The 21151-nt window shown below is 62.9% G+C and carries 17 protein-coding genes; 10 read left to right on the forward strand and 7 right to left on the reverse strand.

The genetic code is table 11. The features are described 5' to 3' along the window. The first annotated feature begins 20 nt into the window (after nt 1-20). Complete coding sequence (locus tag PCO31010_RS23445) at nt 21-527, forward strand: gamma-glutamylcyclotransferase family protein (protein WP_150666373.1); 507 nt, start codon at nt 21-23, stop codon at nt 525-527. A gap of 19 nt (nt 528-546) precedes the next feature. Here the strand turns inward: PCO31010_RS23445 and PCO31010_RS23450 are convergent, their stop codons facing one another. Further along, nucleotides 547-1350, reverse strand: coding sequence for a VUT family protein (locus PCO31010_RS23450; protein ID WP_174985092.1), 804 nt, complete (start codon nt 1348-1350; stop codon nt 547-549). 4 nt (nt 1351-1354) lie between these two features. Beyond that, on the reverse strand, nt 1355-2203 hold the full coding sequence (locus PCO31010_RS23455; RefSeq protein WP_150666375.1) for an NADPH-dependent 7-cyano-7-deazaguanine reductase QueF: 849 nt from the start codon (nt 2201-2203) through the stop codon (nt 1355-1357). Between the two features lie 204 nt (nt 2204-2407). On the opposite strand from PCO31010_RS23455, the gene PCO31010_RS23460 reads away from it, so the two are divergent. Then, nucleotides 2408-3319: a DMT family transporter gene (locus tag PCO31010_RS23460; protein WP_150666376.1), complete on the forward strand. Its 912-nt coding sequence runs from the start codon at nt 2408-2410 to the stop codon at nt 3317-3319. A gap of 360 nt (nt 3320-3679) precedes the next feature. Continuing rightward, nucleotides 3680-5002: an isocitrate lyase gene (aceA, locus tag PCO31010_RS23465; protein WP_150577848.1), complete on the forward strand. Its 1323-nt coding sequence runs from the start codon at nt 3680-3682 to the stop codon at nt 5000-5002. Nucleotides 5003-5261: 259 nt separating this feature from the next. On the opposite strand, the gene PCO31010_RS23470 is transcribed toward aceA, so the two are convergent. Next, nucleotides 5262-5696, reverse strand: coding sequence for a universal stress protein (locus PCO31010_RS23470; RefSeq protein WP_174985109.1), 435 nt, complete (start codon nt 5694-5696; stop codon nt 5262-5264). Between the two features lie 305 nt (nt 5697-6001). Then, nucleotides 6002-6949 (reverse strand): LysR family transcriptional regulator, encoded by a 948-nt coding sequence (locus PCO31010_RS23475; protein ID WP_150666377.1) that lies wholly within the window; start codon nt 6947-6949, stop codon nt 6002-6004. A gap of 233 nt (nt 6950-7182) precedes the next feature. Between PCO31010_RS23475 and aceB the strand changes: the two genes are divergently transcribed. The 3 genes from aceB to PCO31010_RS23490 all read left to right on the forward strand — a co-directional run bounded on the left by aceB (nt 7183) and on the right by PCO31010_RS23490 (nt 13135). Next, nucleotides 7183-8778, forward strand: a complete 1596-nt coding sequence (gene aceB, locus PCO31010_RS23480; protein WP_150666378.1) for a malate synthase A — start codon at nt 7183-7185, stop codon at nt 8776-8778. Nucleotides 8779-9122: 344 nt separating this feature from the next. Further along, nucleotides 9123-10058: a prolyl aminopeptidase gene (pip, locus tag PCO31010_RS23485; RefSeq protein WP_150666437.1), complete on the forward strand. Its 936-nt coding sequence runs from the start codon at nt 9123-9125 to the stop codon at nt 10056-10058. 179 nt (nt 10059-10237) lie between these two features. Then, nucleotides 10238-13135: a hypothetical protein gene (locus PCO31010_RS23490; protein WP_150666379.1), complete on the forward strand. Its 2898-nt coding sequence runs from the start codon at nt 10238-10240 to the stop codon at nt 13133-13135. Between the two features lie 73 nt (nt 13136-13208). On the opposite strand, the gene PCO31010_RS23495 is transcribed toward PCO31010_RS23490, so the two are convergent. Then, nucleotides 13209-15095 (reverse strand): DEAD/DEAH box helicase, encoded by a 1887-nt coding sequence (locus PCO31010_RS23495; protein ID WP_150666380.1) that lies wholly within the window; start codon nt 15093-15095, stop codon nt 13209-13211. Nucleotides 15096-15562: 467 nt separating this feature from the next. Between PCO31010_RS23495 and tsaB the strand changes: the two genes are divergently transcribed. From tsaB to PCO31010_RS23515, 4 genes are read left to right on the forward strand one after another with little or no spacing between them, the layout of a single operon-like run. Continuing rightward, nucleotides 15563-16324, forward strand: coding sequence for a tRNA (adenosine(37)-N6)-threonylcarbamoyltransferase complex dimerization subunit type 1 TsaB (gene tsaB / locus PCO31010_RS23500; protein WP_150666381.1), 762 nt, complete (start codon nt 15563-15565; stop codon nt 16322-16324). Next, nucleotides 16324-16803, forward strand: a complete 480-nt coding sequence (gene rimI, locus PCO31010_RS23505; RefSeq protein ID WP_150577857.1) for a ribosomal protein S18-alanine N-acetyltransferase — start codon at nt 16324-16326, stop codon at nt 16801-16803. The genes tsaB and rimI overlap by 1 nt, the downstream gene beginning before the upstream one ends. A 37-nt stretch (nt 16804-16840) precedes the next feature. Then, a complete protein-coding gene (locus PCO31010_RS23510) occupies nt 16841-17893 on the forward strand; it encodes a uracil-DNA glycosylase (protein ID WP_425495031.1) in 1053 nt (350 codons plus the stop codon). Further along, entirely contained in the window at nt 17851-18951 is a 1101-nt protein-coding gene (locus PCO31010_RS23515) for a DUF1853 family protein (protein ID WP_150666383.1), read from the forward strand. The genes PCO31010_RS23510 and PCO31010_RS23515 overlap by 43 nt, the downstream gene beginning before the upstream one ends. Nucleotides 18952-18978: 27 nt before the next feature. Here the strand turns inward: PCO31010_RS23515 and thiD are convergent, their stop codons facing one another. Both thiD and lplT read right to left on the reverse strand, forming a co-directional pair. Next, a complete protein-coding gene (thiD, locus tag PCO31010_RS23520) occupies nt 18979-19821 on the reverse strand; it encodes a bifunctional hydroxymethylpyrimidine kinase/phosphomethylpyrimidine kinase (RefSeq protein WP_150666384.1) in 843 nt (280 codons plus the stop codon). Nucleotide 19822: 1 nt separating this feature from the next. Beyond that, nucleotides 19823-21115, reverse strand: coding sequence for a lysophospholipid transporter LplT (gene lplT, locus PCO31010_RS23525; protein ID WP_150666385.1), 1293 nt, complete (start codon nt 21113-21115; stop codon nt 19823-19825). Nucleotides 21116-21151: the final 36 nt, after the last annotated feature.

Raw genomic sequence — 21151 nt, forward strand, 5'->3', positions numbered from 1 at the left:
TTTCGAACCGGATGCATGTCATGCCTAGCCTCGCGCCCGTTGCACCCGCTGCACCCGCTGACCAAGCGGTGTCCGTCGAATCCATCCCGGTCGATGCGCGGACCGATGCCGTGCACGTCTTCGTCTATGGCACGTTGCGCGCGGGAGAGATCAACGACATGATGCGCGCGGCGGAGCGTCACGGTATTGCGGCACCGACGTACGTTGGCACTTCGACGCTGGGCGGCCAGCTTTACGACTTTGGTAGCTATCCGGGTATGGTGTTGGGCGCAGGCCTGGACGAGCGCGTGACCGGTGACGTCTATCGGATAGACGCGGCATTGATCCCGGTGCTCGACGAAATCGAAGCCGTCTATCCGGGCGAGGCAGGCCTGTTCGTGCGAGAGATGCTTGACGTAGCGTGCGCCGGTGCCACGTACGCGTGCATCGTCTATCCGGTGGACGCAGCAGCCGTCAGCCAGTTGCCCCGCATCCCGAACGGTGACTGGATCGCCTATCGCCAGGCACGGGACGCCGACGCAGCGTAGTTGGCGAGGCCCGCCGCCGCTATTGACGACTGCCCGAGGCTTTCGCACGTGACAAGCGAAAGCCGAACGGGTTCAGCGACGTGCCGATGTCGTAATGATCGATACCGTCCGTGCGTTTGAGCCATCGGGCGAGGCCGACCGTCATCGGCAGAACGAGCCATTGCAGGGCACATTTGAAGACGAATTCGAGCCCGGCCATGCGCGTCATGGCGTCGATGTCGAGTACGTAAGCGAACGCCACAACCACGAAGACGGCGGAATCGAGCAATGCCGCCAACGCGCTGCCGACGATGAATCGAAGGCTCGCCAGCCTGCCGTGCATCGCGATCTTCATGCGCGCCAGCGTTGCTGCGTTGGCGAACTCTCCGACGAGACACGCCGACACCGACGCCAGGAACATATGTGCGATGGACTCGAACCAGTGACGTTGCACCTCGTCAGTGAAGCCGGTTTGGGCGGCCCATGTGGGGTCGGTTGGCAGCATAGCCGTCAACCAGAGAAAGACAAGCATCACGAGATTTGCGGCAAGGCCGCTCCAGATCACAACCCGGCTGATGCGATAACCGTAGACCTCGGTCAGTACCGACGAGAAGAGATAGGCGAACGGGAAGCTGATCAGCGCGGCGGAAAACGTGAGCCGGAACGGCTCGCCTGCAACGGTCCATGGCAGCGTGACTTCACACACGCGCGCGCCCAGCGCATTCGATATCAGGAGAAAACTGACGAAGCCGATGGCCAGCACAATCACGGCGGGTGTGATGTGTGTCGCCTGCCGCAAGGGGACGAGGCGCTCGGGAGACAACGTCGGAGCAAGATCGGTCATACGGTCATTGACGAACGGTGCGTTGATTGGTGATGGCGACGCCGTGCGTCGAGCGTACGGGATTGATGTCGAGCCCATAACGGCGGGTAAAGCGTGCGCCGACGGACAGGCGTGACGGCGTGCATTGCGTGAGGATATCGGCAAAGAGCGTCTCCACGCATTGCTCGATGTACATCTCGCTATCCCGAAAGGAGAGAACGTACGCCATAAGCGAACGTGAGCAAATTGGCAGGCCTGTATAGTCAAACCATACCGTGCCATAGTCGACGCCCCCGCTGAGAGGACACCTTACGCTCAACAGATCCGAGGTTAGACATTCGCGGGCCGGTGGCGCTGGCAAGGTAGTGGCGTCGCGATGGAAGCGCAACAGATGGGCATCAACGCCACCTCGAACCACGCCAACGGGCTCAGTATCCAGCGATCGCGGTACCGGCCCATATGCGGCGGTCATGCGCACCGCCTGGCGCACCGGCGTGCTGCGCACGAGGACATAGGCCTGAAGCGATCGCGACAATTCCGACGCGATATGCGATTCCAGTGCTTCCGTCGATTCGAAACGGCACTCTCGAAGTGCGAGGAAATAGCGCTGCGCGTCTGCCATCTCCAATGTGTAAGGCGAGTCGCACGGGATCACCAGTTCCACGACGGCGATCTGGGGTCGCTCGTGCATATCCATCCAACTGATTTCATAGTGATTCCACAGGTCGTATCCTCGCGGGACGTACGTGCTTGCGGGGCCGCGATATTGCAAACGGGGTCGGGGAATCGGGTGGAGGGGCGTTCGATGAGAATGCGCCTGCAAATTTCGATAAGTCATATCGTGTGAAGCTCCGGAGGTTCGACTCACGACCATATCGCACGACGTTTTGGCCTTTCAATACGCGAATTCCGAAAAGCGGATGGGGCGATTCACCATTTGATGGTGTCGGCGCATCGCAGCACCTTCGTCGGGCAGACGTCGCCATGTCCGATTATGACCAGCGCTCCCCGTTCCGATGTGGGAGGATTCAAGCATTCCGATCCTCTCGCGGCGGCCGCTCGCGCCGTCTGTCCTGCCATGCGTTCATCCGACATTGCCCGTTTGTTGACGCTCTCCGCCATCTGGGGAGCTAGCTTTCTTTTCATGCGCATCATCGTGCCTGCGCTTGGGCCGCTGCCGACCGCGTTCTTTCGCGTGACGCTCGGCGCTATCGGGCTCGCGGTTATTCTGCTGGCGATGCGCGTTCGTTGGGAGTTCAAAGGGTTGCTCGGAGCCGCGATGGTGCTCGGCGTCATCAATTCGGGCATTCCGTTCGTCATGTATTGCCTCGCCGCGCGCGTGCTGCCCGCCGGATACTCCGCGATTCTCAATGCCACCACGCCGCTGATGGGCGTTGTGATCGGCACGCTGTTTTTCCGTGAGCGTCTGACGGGGGCTAAGAGTCTGGGCGTACTGCTGGGCTTGATCGGCGTGGCCGTGCTCACGCGCACCGGTCCGGTTACGATGTCCGGCCCGGTCGTGATGGGCGCGCTGGCGTGTCTCGTCGCCACGTCGTGCTACGGCCTTGCCGGTTATCTGACCAAGCGCTGGATCACCGAACGCGGCGGTCTCGACGCCAAGCTCGTGGCGTTCGGCAGCCAGTTGGGTGCGGCGATCGTTCTGCTGCCGTTCTTCGGCTACATCTCCGCAACGGAAGGCATTCCCGGGCCAGCCACCAGCGGCGTGTGGGCTGCTATGGCGGCGCTCGGCTTCCTGTGCAGCGCCGTCGCCTATATGTTGTTCTTCCGTCTGATCGCCGATCTCGGCCCGTTGCGCTCGCTGACCGTCACTTTCCTGATTCCGCCGTTCGGCGTGCTCTGGGGCGCATTGTTCCTGAACGAGGCCGTCACGATGGCTCACTTCTTTGGTGGATGTTTCATTGCATTGGCCGTCTGGCTGGTGTGCAAGCCGCCGAAGACCGTGCCGTCGACGAGCCGCGCGGCTTCATAGCGCGGGCCCCTCGCGAGGCTCCCCGAAGGCCGATGACCTGCGTCATCGGCCTTTTTCATGATGTGAAAAGCCTTTGCGGTGCGTAAAAATTTGCGCTGCTTGGCACAACATGGTGATTTCAGGAAGGAAAATAACGTTTCACATCAAGAAATTATTTTGTTATGTATTTGATTTTTATTGATAAAAAATATGTGATTGAACGCTGATTCGTTCTGTTGCGTTGCATGAGAAATCCCTAAACTCTTATACAAGACCTGCCGATTTGGAGACGCCGAGTGCGGTCAACCGCAGGGTCGGCGATCACAGGGCAGCAAAGAGTCACCTTCTTTTATTTGTATCGAGAAACCAGGAGAGATCATCATGACGACGCGCCAAGAGCAAGTGAAGCAACTCGAACAGGACTGGGCGAACAATCCGCGCTGGAAGGGCATCAAGCGTGGCTACTCGGCCGAAGACGTGGTGCGCCTGCGTGGTTCGATCCAGCCGGAACAAACGCTGGCCCGCCGTGGCGCCGAGCGTCTGTGGAGCATGATCAACGAGAAGCCGTTCGTGAACGCGCTCGGCGCGCTCACGGGCAATCAGGCCATGCAGCAGGTCAAGGCAGGTCTCGAAGCCATCTACCTGTCGGGCTGGCAAGTCGCTGGCGACGCCAACGTCGCCGGTGAAATGTACCCGGACCAGTCGCTGTACCCTGCCAACTCGGTGCCGCAAGTCGTGCGCCGTATCAACAACACCTTCACGCGCGCCGATCAGATTCAATGGTCGGAAGGCAAGAATCCGGGCGATGAAGGCTACATCGATTACTTCGCACCGATCGTGGCCGACGCGGAAGCCGGCTTCGGCGGCGTGCTCAACGCCTTCGAACTGATGAAGGCCATGATCGAAGCCGGTGCCGGCGGCGTTCACTTCGAAGACCAGCTTGCCTCGGTCAAGAAGTGCGGCCACATGGGCGGCAAGGTGCTCGTGCCGACGCGTGAAGCTGTCGCGAAGCTCGTTGCGGCGCGTCTTGCTGCTGACGTGCTCGGCGTGCCGACGGTGCTCATCGCCCGTACCGATGCCGAAGCGGCCGACCTGATCACGGCCGACGTTGACCCGCTCGACCAGCCGTTCTGCACCGGCGAGCGCACGGTCGAAGGCTTCTACCGCACGCGTAACGGTCTGGATCAGGCCATCGCTCGCGGTCTGGCCTACGCACCGTACGTCGATCTGGTGTGGTGCGAAACCGGCAAGCCGGATCTCGAATTCGCCAAGCAATTCGCGGAAGGCATCCACAAGCACTTCCCGGGCAAGATGCTCTCGTATAACTGCTCGCCGTCGTTCAACTGGAAGAAGAATCTCGACGACGCGACCATCGCCAAGTTCCAGAAGGAACTCGGTGCGATGGGCTACAAGTTCCAGTTCATCACGCTGGCCGGCTTCCACAGCCTGAACTACTCGATGTTCAACCTGGCGCACGGCTACGCCCGTCGTCAGATGAGCGCCTTCGTGGAGTTGCAGGAAGCCGAATTCGCCGCCGCCGACAAGGGCTTCACGGCGGTCAAGCACCAGCGCGAGGTAGGTACGGGCTACTTCGATGCCGTCACGCAAACGATCGAGCGCGACGCATCGACCACGGCCCTGAAGGGTTCGACGGAGGACGAACAGTTCTTCGACGAAAAGAAGGCGCAGGTCAAGGCAGCCTGACAGGGCTGAGGGAGGGCGCGATGCGCCCGTCAGCGGCGATGCGCGTGGGGGCACGTCGTACGCTGGCGGAACAGTATCGCGTCAGGACCGCGCGTCCGGCTTATCCGGCCGGGGCAGTTGGGGCGGCGTTCCCGTCGCCGTCATGACTGCGCTGCACGCCTGAACGAGAAGAGGCTCGTGAGCTTATCCCGCTCACGGGCCTTTTTTCATGGTGCCGACGATGTCGATGGCATCGAGGCCATCCACTTCATCAGCGCAATCAACGATAGACGAGGACTGGAATCTTCGAGTGCACGAGCACGCGTTGTGTCTCGCTGCCGAGCAGCAGACTGGTGAGGCCACGCCGCCCGTGCGAGGCCATCAGAATGACATCGCACCCGTGACGCTCCGCTGCGTCGATGATGCCCAGATACGGGGCGGGGAAGGTCGAGCTGTCGCGGTCGAAGGGCACGCCCGCTGCGGCGGCCGCCTGTGCGAGATCGTCGAGATGCGCGCAGGCCTCTTCGGCAATGCGTTCACTGAACGTGGCCGGTGCTTCGAGCACGTATTCGCTAAATGGGGAGTAGGGATACTCGGCGAGGCAGCAGTAGCCGGTGACTCTGGCGTTCAGGGCGCGGGCCAGTTCGAGCCCGCCTGTCACAGCCTTTTGGGATAGCTCCGAGCCGTCGGTCGGAATGAGGATGTGGGTAAACAACATATGACCTCCCGCAGTTGGCGTTGCTGAACACGCGTTCACAGGCTCGCGCAGGTATCACGGTCTTGCACCCAGTCCGCTGTCTTGCAGCTTTCGATGCCTGTCCGGCATCGCCTGCGGACCCTTCGCTTCGATTTTATGGCTTCGGCGCGACGCAACAACGGGGGCAAACCCGATATTGAGAGGGGCTAGCCGCAACAAACGTTCCTCACGCGTATCTCGTCGAGCACCAGCCTGCGGCCCTCGTCCCTGCTGGCCGGGCGTCTCGCGTCATGCGTCAAATCGACGCGTGTGAATGCGAACGGCTACGCACTTTGATGCACGCTTTCGTGCAAATTTTGAGACGCGTCGTCTTGCCAGTATGCCGAACTGCCGTAGTGATGCCTGAGATGGTCGATGAACAGGCGCACGCGCAGCGGCAGGTGACGGCGCTGAGGAAACACGGCGTGGATACCGATGGGCGGCGCGGCGAATGCATCGAGCACGGTTGTCAGCCGACCGGCGCGAATGTCGTCGCCCACCTCCCACCACGAGCGCCACGCCAGTCCGTAGCCCTCCAGACACCAATCGTGCAGCACCGCGCCGTCGGTGCATTCCATCGTCCCGTTCACGCGGATGGTGACGACCTTGCCGTCCTGCGCAAAGGTCCAGCCGCGCTGCTGGTTGGCCGTCGAGCCGAACGCCAGGCAATTGTGACGGGCGAGGTCGTCGAGCGATTCGGGATGGCCGTGCGCAGCGAGATAGTCGGGGGACGCCACGCACACGCGTCGGTTGTCACCGAGACGCAGCGAGACGAGGCTGGAGTCGGGCAACTCACCAAGCCGGATAGCGCAGTCGAAGCCCTCGTTGACCAGATCGACAAGCCGGTCCGACAGATCGAGGGTGACGGTGACGTCCGGATGCGACGTGATGAACACAGGCAGCAGCGGGGCGACGTGGCGTCGCCCGAACCCGGCGGGGGCCGACAGTCGCAAATGCCCGCTGGCCTTCACGCCGCCCGCCGACACGGCCGCTTCGGCGTTGTGCATCTCGTTGAGAATGCGCTGGCAGTCTTCCAGAAAGGCGGAGCCTTCGAAGGTCAGCGTCACGCGCCGGGTAGTGCGTACAAGTAGCTTCACGCCCAGCCGGAATTCGAGCGCGTCGATGCGCCGCCCGATCACGGCCGGGGCCACGCCTTCCAACGCCGCAGCCCCGGACAGACTGCCCCTGGCGGCCACGGCAACGAACGTTTCGATTTGTTTGAAGCGATCCATGACGCCGATTATGTACTAAAAAGTCATAGATAAAGTGATTTCTATGCATCTTTATGATGATCGGCATCAATAATAGAATCGGCGGGCAATGCTGTCGGATCGCGCGATCCCCCGGCATTGACGGAAGTACGCGTCCTACATGCCCAATGAGGTGTGAGGGCCTCGTGCAAAGCCCCTGAAGTCCCTTCCTTGCGGCGTGCTTCCGAACATAAACAAGCTGTTGGAGATCCCTGATGCCTTTGAGTCTGCCCCCGGGCATGCAACTGCATGTCGACGCCGCCGATATCCATCCCGAATACGAAGCCATTCTGACCCCCGAAGCGCTGGCGTTCGTCGCGAAGCTGCACCGCGCATTCGAGTCGCAACGTCAGACGTTGCTCGCCGCCCGTGAAGCGCGCGTGGCGCGTCTGGATGCCGGTGAAGTGCCCGATTTTCTGCCTGAGACGCAGGCCATCCGCGACGCAGACTGGCGTATTGCGCCGCTGCCGGATGCGCTGCAATGCCGCCGCGTGGAGATCACCGGGCCGGTCGAGCGCAAGATGATCATCAACGCGCTGAACTCGGGCGCGGACAGCTACATGACCGACTTCGAGGACTCGAACACTCCGAACTGGCATAACCAGCTGCAAGGGCAGATCAACGTGCGCGACGCCGTGCGCGGCACCATCAGCCTCGAGCAGAACGGCAAGCACTACCAGCTCAACGATAAGGTCGCGACGCTGATCGTGCGCCCGCGCGGCTGGCATCTCGACGAAAAGCACGTGAGCGTAGACGGCGTGCGTATGTCGGGCAGCCTGTTCGACTTCGGCCTGCATTTCTTCCACAACGCGAAGACGTCGCTTGAGCGTGGTTTCGGTCCTTACTACTACCTGCCGAAGCTGGAGAGCCATCTCGAAGCACGTCTGTGGAACGACGTGTTCGTGCTTGCGCAGAACGAGCTGGGCGTGCCGCAAGGGACCATCAAGGCGACGGTGCTGGTCGAGACCGTGCTCGCCGCATTCGAGATGGACGAAATCCTGTACGAGCTGCGCGAGCATAGCTCGGGCCTGAACGCGGGCCGTTGGGACTACATCTTTTCGTGCATCAAGAAGTTCAAGGTCGACGCCGACTTCTGCCTCGCCGACCGCAGCCGCATCAACATGACGGTGCCGTTCATGCGCGCTTACGCGTTGCTGCTGCTCAAGACGTGTCACCGTCGCAATGCGCCTGCGATTGGCGGCATGAGCGCGCTGATCCCGATCAAGGGCGACCCGGAAGCGAACGAAAAGGCGATGGCGGGTATTCGCAGCGACAAGGCGCGCGATGCGACCGACGGTTACGACGGCGGCTGGGTCGCGCACCCGGGGCTGGTGCCGGTCGCGATGGAAGAGTTCGTGAAGGTGCTGGGCGATCGTCCGAACCAGATCGACAAGCAACGTCATGACGTGAGCGTGAAGGGCCGCGACCTGCTGGAGTTCAAGCCGGAAGCGCCGATCACCGAAGCCGGGCTGCGTAACAACATCAACGTCGGCATCCACTATCTGGGCGCCTGGCTGGCGGGCAACGGCTGCGTGCCGATCCACAACCTGATGGAAGACGCTGCTACCGCCGAGATTTCGCGCTCGCAGGTGTGGCAGTGGATTCGCTCGCCGAAGGGCAAGCTCGACGACGGCCGCAAGGTCACCGCCGAACTGGTGCGCGAACTGATTCCGCAGGAACTCGCCAACGTCAAGGAACTCGTGGGGCAGGTCGCACCGACGTACGACCGCGCGGCCGTGATCTTCGAGACAATGAGCACGAGCGAGGACTTCGTCGACTTCCTCACGCTGCCGCTTTACGAAGAGGTCTGACGGCCGCGTCTGCCGTCATGCTAAGCCGATCGCGCACAGCATGGCGGTACGACGCTCAGACGCAGGAACGGAAGCAGGGCAACGCAATGGGACGATGGTGACATCGTCCCATTTTGTTTTGCGCGTGCTTTGTCTTGTTTGAGTCGCCGCGCTACACTGAACTTTGAGGTGCTGGTCCTCGTCCTACTCGTCCACGTTTTGAGAGGATGCCGATGTCGCCCGATATTCCAGAGGTTCCGGAGACTTCCGTCAATGCTTCCGATACTTCCGATGCTGCAGCGCCGATGCACGCGCCTCGCGGAACCGGCAGGATCGTCGAGGAAATCCCCGCGTCGCCACGCCGTTTGTATCCCCACATCGAGCCTTTCGAGTCCGGCATGCTCGACGTCGGCAACGGGCACAACATTTATTGGGAGCGCTGCGGCAATCCCAAGGGCAAGCCGGCGGTGTTCCTGCACGGCGGCCCCGGTGGCGGCTGTTCGCCCGAGCACCGACGCTTGTTCGATCCTTCGAAGTACTGCATCACATTGTTCGATCAGCGCGGCTGCGGACGCTCGTTGCCGCACGCGAGTCTCGAGCACAACACGACATGGGATCTGGTCGACGACATCGAGGCGTTGCGAACGAAGTTCGGTTACGCGCAATGGCTCGTTTTCGGTGGTTCGTGGGGCAGCACGCTGGCGTTGGCTTACGCGCAGGCCCATGTGAGCCGTGTGAGCGAACTGGTCATTCGCGGGATTTTCACGGTGCGTCGCGAAGAGTTGCACTGGTACTACCAGAAGGGCGCGTCGTGGCTGTTCCCGGACCGTTGGGAAAAGTTTCTCGCACCGATTCCGCTTGAAGAGCGCGGGGATCTGATGCGCGCGTATCAGAAGCGACTCACGCATCGCGACGAGTCGGTGCGCATCGAAGCGGCGCGCGCATGGAGCATGTGGGAGGGCAGCACGATCACGCTGCTGCCGGATGATCAGTTGGCCGAAGCGTTTGGCGATCCGCACTACGCGATTGCATTTGCGCGCATCGAAAATCACTACTTCGTGCATGACGGTTTCCTGAAGCCGAACCAACTGATCGGGGGCGCGCATGCGTTGCGCGACGTCCCCGGTGTGATCGTGCAGGGACGCTACGATATGGCGACGCCCGCCCGCACCGCTTGGGAGCTTCACAAGGCGTGGCCTGAAGCTGACTTCTACTGGGCGCCGGATGCCGGACACGCCTTCAGCGAGCCGACGATCCAGCATTGGCTGATCGAGGCGACGGATCAGTTCGCCGCAGGGTAGCGAACTGAGAGGGTGACGATATGGGGCCGCACGATGGCCCGCGCGGCGAGATGCGAATTTGCCCCGATCGTCAATTTTTGCAATCGCAGGCGTGCACGCGGTGAGATGGTGGAGCCGTCATCACTGATCGACGACACGCCTGCCATGCAAACGAGCATCGGTGCGCAGCGGCCTGCGCCATGAATTCAATCACCGAAGTGCCCACCCAGGCGGCTCCGGGTAGCGTCCTGGATGCCGAAAGGCAAACGCATGCGCGAAACGATGCCTGCGCCGTTGCCCGCTTCGAGTCCTGCTTCGACGCGCTTGAAACGGGACTCGCCGCTTGCGAGAGTTCGTTCTCGCAACCCATCGAGCACTTCATCAACGACCTCCTGGAAATCGACGATTGGGGCGACTCGGGACAAGCGGGCCGTCTGTTCTCCGAGGGTGCAGATACCGCCGAGTTGCGCAGGGCGTTGGTGAACTGCCACGTCGCGTCGTTCGTTGAAGGTCGGCATTATTTTGCTGCCGTGCCAAACACCTTCCCCGTCGACATCGGCCAGCAATGTCTTCACGTGTTGCAGCACTTAAACCCGACGTCGCGACTTGCGCTCCTGACGCCCGCCTCCGACGCAACAAAGGGGGCTATCGTCCGCCTGAACTACGACGGCACGGTCATCGTGAGGTTGCCGGGGTCTCGCTGGCTTTTGCCACTGATGCCGGAATGCGTCTCGGACACCGCCGGTGCACTGACCCGTCACGAAATGCAGGGGCTGCTCCAATGTCGGCTGGACAACGGATTGACCGTCGCGCAAACGATCGAAAGTTCGCGAGCTGAACTGACATTGGACGACTGGCGAATGCTCGCGCACTGGCACGCGTTCAAAGGACAAAAGTACGCGAGCGCTGACCGACACGATCTGTCGGCCAGCGAGTTTGTGTCGGCGTGCGAGGCAGCGATGTGCGGCGATGAGTGGGGTGGGGCCGTGCTGTATTGCGAGGAGGCGTTGCGTGGCCTCAAAGCGTGCGCAGACGCAAGCCTGGCGATGCCGTTGGGGAGCCGGCTGAAGCGGGCGTTCGACGCGCGCGGCTTTACGCTATCGGGGGCCGAGGTGGCGTGGGCGTTGGCGGAGCGTGTGCTGGATCCCCTGGGACTCACGCAAAGCGCCGCATGTCATCGTCAACAGGCGACGCAATGCTTCGAGGCTGCGGGGTTGACTGACCCGACAGGAAACGACAGGCAGCAAACGGCAGGCGTGATTCGAGAGGTGTTGTCCGGACACAAGGCGGCGTTCTCGGCATCCGGGCTGACGTTGGCGTCATACGACATCCGCTTCGACGACATGGAAGATCGCTGGACACGAGACCGTTTCGATCCAGATCACAATGTCGAGTGGTGTTTGATGCGGAGTCTGCCGAGCGGCACGGATCAGCAAGGCGTATTGGATTTTGTCACGGCGCGAACGGTGAATCGGTTTTACGCGTCCGTCGGGCAGAAGGCGGATCGTTTGCATCCGCTTACCCATGAGACGTTGAGCAAACGGGACTTCTATGTCGGAAGGCTCATGCTCGACATCCTGAACGTCGCCAAGCGGGATACAAAGGTGGTGGTGCAACCGGCGATATGGAGAAACGCGGCGTTACAACAGTTCATGGACGACAACCTGTCGTCGCTCCACGCGTGTGTCGATCGTCTTGACGAGAAACTACTCAGCGGCGCACTGCCAGAGGATGCCTGCGAGGCATTCGTCGCGGATGTGACCCGTGTCGGTGGCTGGGGCGGCCTGAAGCCGCTGCTCGCTGGCAATTTTCAGGTGGGCGACTTCCGGGTGGCGCTGGCCGAGTGTTTTCTTGCCTCGTTTCCGGTGGGGCAGGCCTACCTGGTCAACGGTGGGCGGAATTTCCCGATCGCCAGTCATTTTCGTGCGCGGACGTCCTCGCCGGGCTTGATGCATCGCTTGGTCGGCGGTCCGGATTTCCCTGTCGTGACGGGGGAGCGCAGCCTGAGGCTCCTGCAGAGTCTGACGCCGGAGGCGAGAGCGGCGATGCTCATCCAAACGCAGGACGCGGCGCGTACGGCACCAAAGTCGACCTTCGCCTTCGCCTACGGTTTGATCTCGCTCACCATTCCCGGCACCCGGTGGCGGTTCGCACTGATGCCGTCGTGTATCGGGGGCGTCGAGGCGGGCGTTACCGCCGAGGAACTGGAGCGATTGCAGCAGACCTTTGTGGCGCCCGGCGAGACGATTCGTCAGAGCATCGCGAATGCGTCCGGGCGTGCGGGACCGGAGGACCTTCGCAGTATGGCGGACTGGGCCTGGGTGTTGGGCGGGCGTTACGCTGCGGCCGGTCGTCACGAATATGCCGTCGACGAGTTCAGGAACGGTTGCGAGGCCGCGCTGCGTGCAGATGCCTGGGGAGCGGCCGCGATCAATTGTCACGCTGCGTTGGACAGCTTGCGGGCCTTCGGCAGTATCGACGCGGCGCAAGCGGTGGGGACGCAGCTCATCAAGATGTTCGAAGACCGGCGGCTGCGGCTGTTTGCTGCGGCGATACGATGCCGACTCGCCGACCAGATATTCGATGTGTGGAATCGTCAGGAAACGGCGGAGGCCATGCGATCTGTGGCGAGGGAGATCTGTCAGGCGCGTGGCGTCACCACGGACGTGCTAGTAGCAGGCGACAGGCTCAATTATGAGATTCGCGCGGAGATCGGGGCGTGGTGCACCCTATTGCAATCCGGTGACCTGAAACTGCATCGGTCCTCGATTCGGTTCGACAATATGCAGGATCGTTACTTGTGCAACGATTTCGATCCGCGCGAGAACCGGGCATGGGGACTCTTCGTGAGGACTGAACGCGAGTCAGGGCGTGACGCGATATTCGACGTCGTCAGTTGTGAGGCCGTCGAATTGCTTCAATCACATGGAAGGCAGCTTCACCCGACGATGTACCGGGGTCTGCGCGCCGATGACTTCATTGAAGGCGTACTGGTGCTGGACATTCTGCAGGCGGCCGGAGAAATGTCGGTGGCGCAAGTCACGGTGCCTTCGGCAGACACACCGGCAGATAAAGCAAAACCCCGGCAAAGACGTTAGCCGTCAATGCCGGGGTTTTGTGTCGAAGCTTGCGAGACCGAAAAGTTATCGGTCCTGCCAGACGTCGATGGGCTTAGTCGCCGCGACGCTTGTTGTAGCCGCCGCCGTTGCCACCGTAGCCGCCGTTACCGCCGTTGCCACGATTGCCGCCGAAGCCGCGATCCTGACGTTGGCCGTCGAAGCTGCGGGTGCCACGGTCCTGGCGATAGCCGCCTTCAGACGAACGACCCCCTTCGAACGAGCGCGGGGCGCGTTCCTGACGGTTGCCGTCGAACGGGCGCGGCGAGCGACGCTCGAAGCGATCCGTTGCGCTGCCGTTCGAGAAACCGTTGCCGCCCGTGTTGCCACCTTCGGCTTGCTGATAGCCACCTTGGTAGCCGCTGTTCTCACGACGCTCGAACGTGCCGGCCGGCTTGTTGCCGCCGAAACGTTGACCGCCCTGATAGCCGCCGCCGTTGCCGCCACCGTAGCCGCCGCCATTACCCTGACGCGGGCCGTTGTTGCTCCAGCGGCCGCCACCGTTGCCCTGACCATGACGCGGACCGCCACGGCCCGGACCACCCGGACGCTTGCCGCCAGCGCCAGCCTTCGGTGGCGAGCGGCGCGGCTCGAAGCCGGCCACAACGTTCACCGGCAGCGGCTGACGCGTGTAGCGTTCAATGCGCTTCACAGCACCGATTTCGGCGTGTGCGGCGAGGCTCACGGCCACGCCACGACGGCCGGCACGGCCCGTACGGCCGATACGGTGGACGTAGTCTTCTGCGAACTTCGGCAGATCGTAATTGAATACGTGCGTGATGCCCGGCACGTCGATGCCGCGAGCGGCGACGTCCGTGGCTACCAGCACGCGAACACGACGCTCGCGCAGGGCGCGCAGCGTACGGTTACGCACGCCTTGCGGCATGTCGCCGTGCAGTGCGGCGCTGTCGAAACCGGCTTGTTCGAGCTGGTCGGCCAGCAGGTCGGCGTCGCGCTTGGTCGACGTAAACACGATGGCCTGGTCGAGCGAGTCGTTGCCGAGCAGGTGCGTGAGCAGACGATCCTTGTGGGCGCGGTCGTCCACATAGTGCAGCGTTTGCTCGATGTTTTCGTTGGTGCGCTGGTCGCTACCGCGCGTGATCTCGATGGTTTCCGGATCGCGCAGCAGACGACGCGTGATTTCACCCATACGGCCGTCGATCGTTGCCGAGAACAGCAACGTCTGACGTGCTTCCGGCGTGGCGTCGACGATGGTCTGGATGTCGTCGATGAAGCCCATGTCGAGCATGCGGTCGGCTTCGTCGAGCACCAGCATCATCAGTTGCGACAGATCGATCTTGCCGCTGGAGATGTGGTCGAGCAGACGGCCCGGCGTCGCCACGATGATCTCCGGCTGCTTCGCCAGCATTTCGAGCTGACGCGGGTAGGGCATGCCGCCCAGAATGCTCACCGTGCGCAGACGGCGCAGTTGCTTGCCGTACGTATCGGCAGCGGTCGACACCTGTTGTGCCAGTTCACGCGTCGGCGTGAGCACGAGCAGCAGCGGTTGCGCGGCGACGCGACGCACGCGCTGGCCCTTGCGGGGCTTCTCGCCCGGGGCGGCCGGCTGGTTGCGCGGATGCGCGGCCGGTGCGGTGCGAGCGCTCAGCTCGCCGCTCGCTTGCATTTCTGCGAAGCGGTGGATGGCCGGCAACATGAAGGCGGCCGTCTTGCCCGAACCCGTGGGGCTCGACACCAGCAGATCGCGACCGGCGAGCGCGGCGGGAATCGCACGCTGCTGGACAGGCGTCGGGTGGGTGTAACCGGCGGTGGTCAGGGCCGAGAGAATGGCTTCGTTCAGGCCGAGCTCGGCGAACGTAGGCTTACCGTCGTTGTTGTCGGCAGTTGCGACTTCAACGGATGCGGCAGCGCCGTTTTCATTTTCTTCGGACGACGGGAAATACGTCTGCGCGATGGCAGACAGCTTGGAAGGCTGTTCCATGAATCCTCTTGCGGATTAAGGGTTATGTCGGGGCGTTGGCGCCAATCGGCAAACCCAATTCGTCGCAAGCAGGAAGCAAACCGCGGATGGGGCAGAAAGCGGATCGAAATCCGTATCGTAAGCCGGGGGACGGTGGCGGGTCGTTCCTAAGAACGCCAGTACCGGCAAGAACTACAGCGGCTTATCACAGGATTGGGGCAAAACGCAGTTTTTCGTCGCCAGACGGGGTAACACTTGGTGCCCCGCGAAGCGAAGCGCGGATTATATACCCATTTCGGAAAAAATGCACGTTCGGATTTGCACCGAGTGGTGAGGCCTCTGTGGAAGGGGCTCAACGGCAGGGCAAATGTGCGGCAAACCGGCCCGGGACGTCGCCCGGCGCCCTGGCGGGCATGCCCCGGTATTCCTTGCGCGCAATCCCTTCATCGCGCTGGATCGCGCGCCGCGCCGCCGATTACAATAGCGCCATGTCATCGATTACGCTTCTTGCCCTCGATACCTCGACCGAGTTCTGTTCGGTCGCCGTGTATCGTCACGATCCCGCCAGCGGCGCACCGGCCTTTGTGGCTGAACGCCATCTCGACACTGGTCCGGTTTCCAGTACGCACATTCTTCCCGCTGCCCGCGACGTCTTGCGCGAGGCTGGCCTGACGCTGGCCGATTGCGACGCAATTGCCTTTGGCGCAGGGCCGGGCTCGTTTACCGGGCTGCGTACGGCCTGCGGCGTAGCGCAGGGGCTGGCGTTCGGTGCCGGGTTGCCGGTCGTACCCGTCGGCACGCTCGTCGCCTGCGCCGAAGCGGCGCGCGCATCGCGTGTGGGCACGCAGCGCGTGCTCGTCGCGCTCGACGCGCGCATGAATGAGGCCTACTGGGCCGATTACGTCTGGGACGACGCAACGGGCGACTGGCGCGAAGTGCAGGCCCCGTCGCTGGATGCTGCCGAACAGGTGCGCGCACCGGACGCCGAATTTGTCATCGCAGGCAATGCCGTGACAGCCTTCGGCGAACGTCTGCAGGCGAGCGTGCAGGCGCAGGCCGTGCTGGCCGACGCCATGCCGCGCGCGCGCCACGTCGCCGAACTCGCCGCCCGTGCATTCGCTCGCGGCGAGGCCATTCCGGCCGATCAGGCCATGCCCGTCTACATCCGCAACAAAGTGGCGCAGACGACCGCCGAGCGCGAAGCCATCAAGCAGGCAGGGGCGCAGGCGAGCGGCAAGGGGGCGTCCTGATGCGGCAGGCCGGACCGAACCACTATTCGCCGATGACACCGGCAGACCTCGACGAAGTCGTCGCGGTCGAAGTGCGCGCGTACCCGTTTCCGTGGACGCGTCAGAACTTCGCGGATTCGCTCGATGCCGGGCATCAGGGCGTTTGCCTGCGGGCGGTCGACGGTACGTTGCTCGGCTATTTCCTGCTGATGCCGGTCGTCGACGAATCGCATCTGCTCAACGTCTGTGTCGTGCCCGAAATGCAGGGCAACGGGCTCGGCGTGCAGTTGTTGCAGGAGATCGTGCGCGTCTCGCGTGAGCAGGGCATGGGCGGGGTGCTGCTGGAGGTGCGTCCGTCCAATGTGCGCGCGCTGCGCATATACGAGCGTTTCGGTTTCGAGCAGATCGGCCGACGCAAGGGATACTATCCAGCGAGTGGGCGTCGTGAAGACGCCATTGTGATGCGCCTGTCGTGGGAGACCGATCGTGCCGTGGCCTAAAGCGATTCTGGAAGAGTTCGGGCTGTGGCCGGTATGGATGTCCAACGACGCTGTGGCGAATGCTGCCCATGCGGCGCAGGTCGCCGGTGTTGCGGCTGCGGCGTCTGCCGGGCATGGCGAGGTGGCGACGCTCGATGCGCCGGGTGCCGCACAAAGCGACGACTTGCCGCCGTGGGATGTCGCGCCGTCGGCGGTGCCATCAGGCGCGCCGGTGAGTGTTGCGCGTCCTGCCGTTGCCCGTCCGTCCGCATTAGACGATGCGCCTGCGCTTCCTTCGTCTCCCACACCTCCCGCGCCGCGCGACTTCACGCCGACGCCGGTGGCACGGGAGACTTCGCGTCGCGCCTCCTCTGACATGCCGCCCGACGACATCCCGATGTGGCTGGACAGCGAAGGCAATGGCGATGGCGATGCCGCCGCCGATGCCGCGCTGTGGTCGATCGTGCGCGATGCGGGCGAGGATGCTCCTTCGCGTCCCGCATTGCCGGGCGTGGAGACGCTGGACTGGGAAGCGCTCACGGAACGCGTTGCCGGTTGCCGTTTGTGCGGTTTGTGCGAGAAGCGCACGCAGACGGTTTTCGGCGTTGGCGACCGCGAGGCCGACTGGCTGCTGGTGGGCGAAGCGCCCGGGCAGCAGGAGGACTTGCAGGGCGAGCCGTTCGTCGGTCAGGCGGGTAAGCTGCTTGATAACATGCTGCGGGCGTCGGCGTTGCGGCGAGGCGAGAACGTGTACATCGCCAACGTGCTCAAGTGCCGTCCGCCGAACAACCGCGATCCGGAGCCGGCTGAAGTGGCGAGTTGCGAGCCTTATCTGAAGCGTCAGGTCGCGTTGCTCAAACCACGCGTGATCGTGGTGATGGGCCGCTTTGCTGCCCAGAGCATTTTGCGCACGCAGGCGAGCATCGCCAGCTTGCGCGGACGCGTGCATGAGTACGAAGGGGTGCCGGTGATCGTGACTTACCATCCGGCCTATCTGTTGCGCAGTCTGCCCGACAAGGCCAAGGCCTGGACGGATTGGTGCCTGGCGCGGGCTACCTATGAGGCCGTGTGCGAAACGACTCCGGACCACAACACGCCTACGGCGAACTGATCGAAACGCTGCGCGAGGCGCCGGTGCGCGACCTCGCGTGGTTATTGCTGTCCGCCGATCTGCTCAGTGCCGCCCGATTCCCGGCGGCACTGGCGCACTTCAACGCCGAACCCGTCTTCCCCTCTCAAATCCTTCACGACTGGCTGCTCGCCTGCGACGCCGATCCCGCGCCGTTGCATGAGATGCTTGCGCGCGGCGAAAGCCACCGTCTGGGGCGCTATGCAGAGCAACTGCTGCATTTCGCGTTGCTGCATAGCCCGCACTTCGATCTACACGCTGCCGGTTTGCAGGTTCGCGACGCCCGTCGCGGCAACATGACGCTCGGCGAGTGCGACTTCCTTCTGACGCGTCTCGCCGATCGCCAGTTGTTGCACTGGGAACTGGCGGTAAAGCTGTATCTGTTCGTACCACCAGAGTCACCGGCGGCAGCGGGTGCGCTCGACGAGCGCGCCCTCCAGTTCCGTTGGCTCGGCCCTAATCTCGCCGACAGTCTCGCAGACAAGGTGGCGCGGTTGCTCGGCCATCAATTACGCCTGACCACGCTCGAGGCGGCGCGCAGTGCGCTGCCTGCCGAGGGGCCGTGGCTGCCTCAGGTGTATCTCAAGGGATGGCTATTTCATCCGCTCGGGCAGCAGGGGCAACTGCCGCAACTGGTGTCCGAGGGGCATGGCAGAGGCTGGTGGGCGACGCCCGATGCATGGTGGTCGTACGAACAGTCGGCGTCGCCGCATCAGGCGTGGGCCATGCTGCCGCGAGCGCGATGGCTTGCGCCCGCGCGCGTCGAGGCTTCGGCGGTGCTCTCGCTGGATGCCATGCGCGCCCGCATTGAGACGCACTGGCATGAGCGTGGGGTGGCGGAGCCGCTACTGATCGTTGCGTTGAGAAGAGGCGCTGGCGAGGAAGCTGACGGCGCCTGGTTCGAATGCGAGCGGGGTTTCATCGTCCCCGACTTCTGGGCGCCGCGTGCGCGGCATCGCATCGAAGAGCTGAGTGAGCGGGCAGACGCTGCTGCGCGACGCGCACTGGCGCGCAGTGCCGACGACGCGCCTTCGATCTGACGCGCCATCCGTTTCCTGATTTATCGCTCAGTCTTTCGGCCAGACGGCGTGGAAGTGGTGAACCGGCCCAATGCCTTTGCCGATCTGAAGTTCGTCGCTGGCGGCAAGCGCGCCGTTGAGATACGCCTTCGCATCGCGCACGGTGTCCGACCAGTCGTTGCGACGCGGGCGGAGTGCGGCGAGTGCAGCGGAGAGGGTGCAGCCTGTGCCGTGCGTATTATGGGCAGCGATGCGCGGTGCGTTGAATCGCTCGACGCCAGCCGCACTCACGAGCCAGTCCGGGCTGAGATCTCCCGCCAGGTGCCCGCCCTTGACCAGCACGTTGCGTGCGCCGAGCGCGCGCAGTGCCTGTGCCTGACGCTCCATCTCGGCTTCGTCCGTCGCGGCTTCCACCCCCAGCAATGCTGCCGCTTCCGGCAGATTCGGCGTGATGAGATCGGCCAGCGGCAGCAGTTCGTCGCGCAAGGCTGCGACCGCATCCGGTTGCAGCAGCGCGTGACCGCTCTTCGAGATCATGACCGTGTCGAGCACGACGAAGCGCGGCTTGTACTGACGCAGCCCGGCGGCCACGGCGCGCACGACATCCACGTTGGCGAGCATGCCGAGCTTGACGGCGTCGACATCCAGATCCTGAAAGACGGCGTCCATCTGTGCCGTCACAAAACTCGCAGGCGGCGTGTGAATACCCGTCACGCCCTGCGTGTTCTGCGCGGTGAGCGCCGTAATCACGCTGGCACCGTAGGCGCCGAGGGCAGAGAAGGTCTTGAGGTCGGCCTGAATGCCTGCGCCACCGCCGGAGTCGGAACCGGCGATGGTGAGGGCGATGGGAATGGACGACTGACGTGCTTGGGAAGGCTGACGCAAATTCATATCAATGCTTGACTTCGCCAATGAGCGCGACCGAATCGAATTCGCGCTGATTGGCCTGGTGACGCTTCATGACGAGCCACATCGTGCCCGACACGAACACTCCGAAAAGAATGATCACGACCCCGACCGGCACATTGAACCAGATCAGCAGTGCGTAGAGGCACAGCATGATCAGCACCGACAGGTTCTCGTTGAAGTTTTGCACGGCAATGGAATGCCCGGCCGAGAGCAGCACGTGGCCACGGTGCTGGAGCAGGGCATTCATCGGCACCACGAAGAAACCCGCGAGCGCGCCGACGATGATCAGGAAGATATACGAGACGATCAGATACAGCGGCACCTTCCATTCGGTGCCCCAGGGCAGCAAGTCCTTCGAGAAGAAGGCCATCGCCATGACGGCAATCCCCATCGCAATGCCGACCGGCAGCACCGACAGCGAGCGCTTGAGCGGAATGCGCGAGGCGGCGACGATCGCGCCGATGGCCACGCCCACCGCCGACACGGCTTGCAGGATTGCACCTTCGGACAGCGTCATGCCGAGGGCCTTTTCGGCCCAGCGCAGCACGATGAACTGGAGCGTCGCCCCGGCGCCCCAGAACAGCGTGGTGACGGCGAGGGAGATCTGGCCCAGTTTGTCGCGCCACAGCGTGACGAAGCAATCGGCGAAGTCGGAGATCAGCTTGATCGGATTGCGTTCCTGGCGCGCATAGCGTGCGCCGGTATCGGGAATGCGCAGATTGAACAGTGCGGCAATCACGTAAATGCCCATGATGATGATCATCGCGGCCATCGCCGGCGAGCTGATCACCTCAGGGGTATGGTGCAGCACCCATGCGGATATGTGCGGACTGATGAGCGCACCGCCGAGTACGGTGCCGAGAATGATCGAACTGACGGTCAATCCTTCGATCCAGCCATTCGCTGCGACAAGTTTCTCGGCGGGCAATAGCTCCGTGAGAATGCCGTACTTCGCGGGCGAGTACGCCGCTGCGCCGAAGCCCACCACGCCGTACGCAATCAACGGATGCGAGCCGAACAGCATCATCAGACAGCCCGCGACCTTGATCGTGTTGCTGATGAACATGACCTTGCCCTTGGGCATCGAGTCGGCGAACGCACCGACATAGGCGGCGAGAATGACGTACGAGAGAACGAAGAAGAGTTTGAGCAGCGGTGTCATCCACTGCGGGGAATGCAGATCCTTCAGGAGTGCGATTGCGGCAATCAGCAATGCATTGTCGGCCAGCGACGAAAAAAACTGCGCGGCCATGATGGTATAAAAGCCTTTCTTCATCGGTACTTGAGTCGATCCCGTGCGGCGTAAAACTTG

The sequence above is a fragment of the Pandoraea commovens genome (genome assembly GCF_902459615.1).
Taxonomy (GTDB): domain Bacteria; phylum Pseudomonadota; class Gammaproteobacteria; order Burkholderiales; family Burkholderiaceae; genus Pandoraea; species Pandoraea commovens.

What these genes read in the sequence shown, in the direction of transcription:
- PCO31010_RS23445 (WP_150666373.1), top strand. Translation starts at nt 21, where the DNA reads ATGCCTAGCCTCGCGCCCGTTGCACCCGCTGCACCCGCTGACCAAGCG.
- PCO31010_RS23450 (WP_174985092.1), bottom strand. Translation starts at nt 1,350, where the DNA reads ATGACCGATCTTGCTCCGACGTTGTCTCCCGAGCGCCTCGTCCCCTTG.
- PCO31010_RS23455 (WP_150666375.1), bottom strand. Translation starts at nt 2,203, where the DNA reads ATGGTCGTGAGTCGAACCTCCGGAGCTTCACACGATATGACTTATCGA.
- PCO31010_RS23460 (WP_150666376.1), top strand. Translation starts at nt 2,408, where the DNA reads ATGCGTTCATCCGACATTGCCCGTTTGTTGACGCTCTCCGCCATCTGG.
- aceA (WP_150577848.1), top strand. Translation starts at nt 3,680, where the DNA reads ATGACGACGCGCCAAGAGCAAGTGAAGCAACTCGAACAGGACTGGGCG.
- PCO31010_RS23475 (WP_150666377.1), bottom strand. Translation starts at nt 6,949, where the DNA reads ATGGATCGCTTCAAACAAATCGAAACGTTCGTTGCCGTGGCCGCCAGG.
- aceB (WP_150666378.1), top strand. Translation starts at nt 7,183, where the DNA reads ATGCCTTTGAGTCTGCCCCCGGGCATGCAACTGCATGTCGACGCCGCC.
- PCO31010_RS23490 (WP_150666379.1), top strand. Translation starts at nt 10,238, where the DNA reads ATGAATTCAATCACCGAAGTGCCCACCCAGGCGGCTCCGGGTAGCGTC.
- PCO31010_RS23495 (WP_150666380.1), bottom strand. Translation starts at nt 15,095, where the DNA reads ATGGAACAGCCTTCCAAGCTGTCTGCCATCGCGCAGACGTATTTCCCG.
- tsaB (WP_150666381.1), top strand. Translation starts at nt 15,563, where the DNA reads ATGTCATCGATTACGCTTCTTGCCCTCGATACCTCGACCGAGTTCTGT.
- rimI (WP_150577857.1), top strand. Translation starts at nt 16,324, where the DNA reads ATGCGGCAGGCCGGACCGAACCACTATTCGCCGATGACACCGGCAGAC.
- PCO31010_RS23510 (WP_425495031.1), top strand. Translation starts at nt 16,841, where the DNA reads ATGTCCAACGACGCTGTGGCGAATGCTGCCCATGCGGCGCAGGTCGCC.
- thiD (WP_150666384.1), bottom strand. Translation starts at nt 19,821, where the DNA reads ATGAATTTGCGTCAGCCTTCCCAAGCACGTCAGTCGTCCATTCCCATC.
- lplT (WP_150666385.1), bottom strand. Translation starts at nt 21,115, where the DNA reads ATGAAGAAAGGCTTTTATACCATCATGGCCGCGCAGTTTTTTTCGTCG.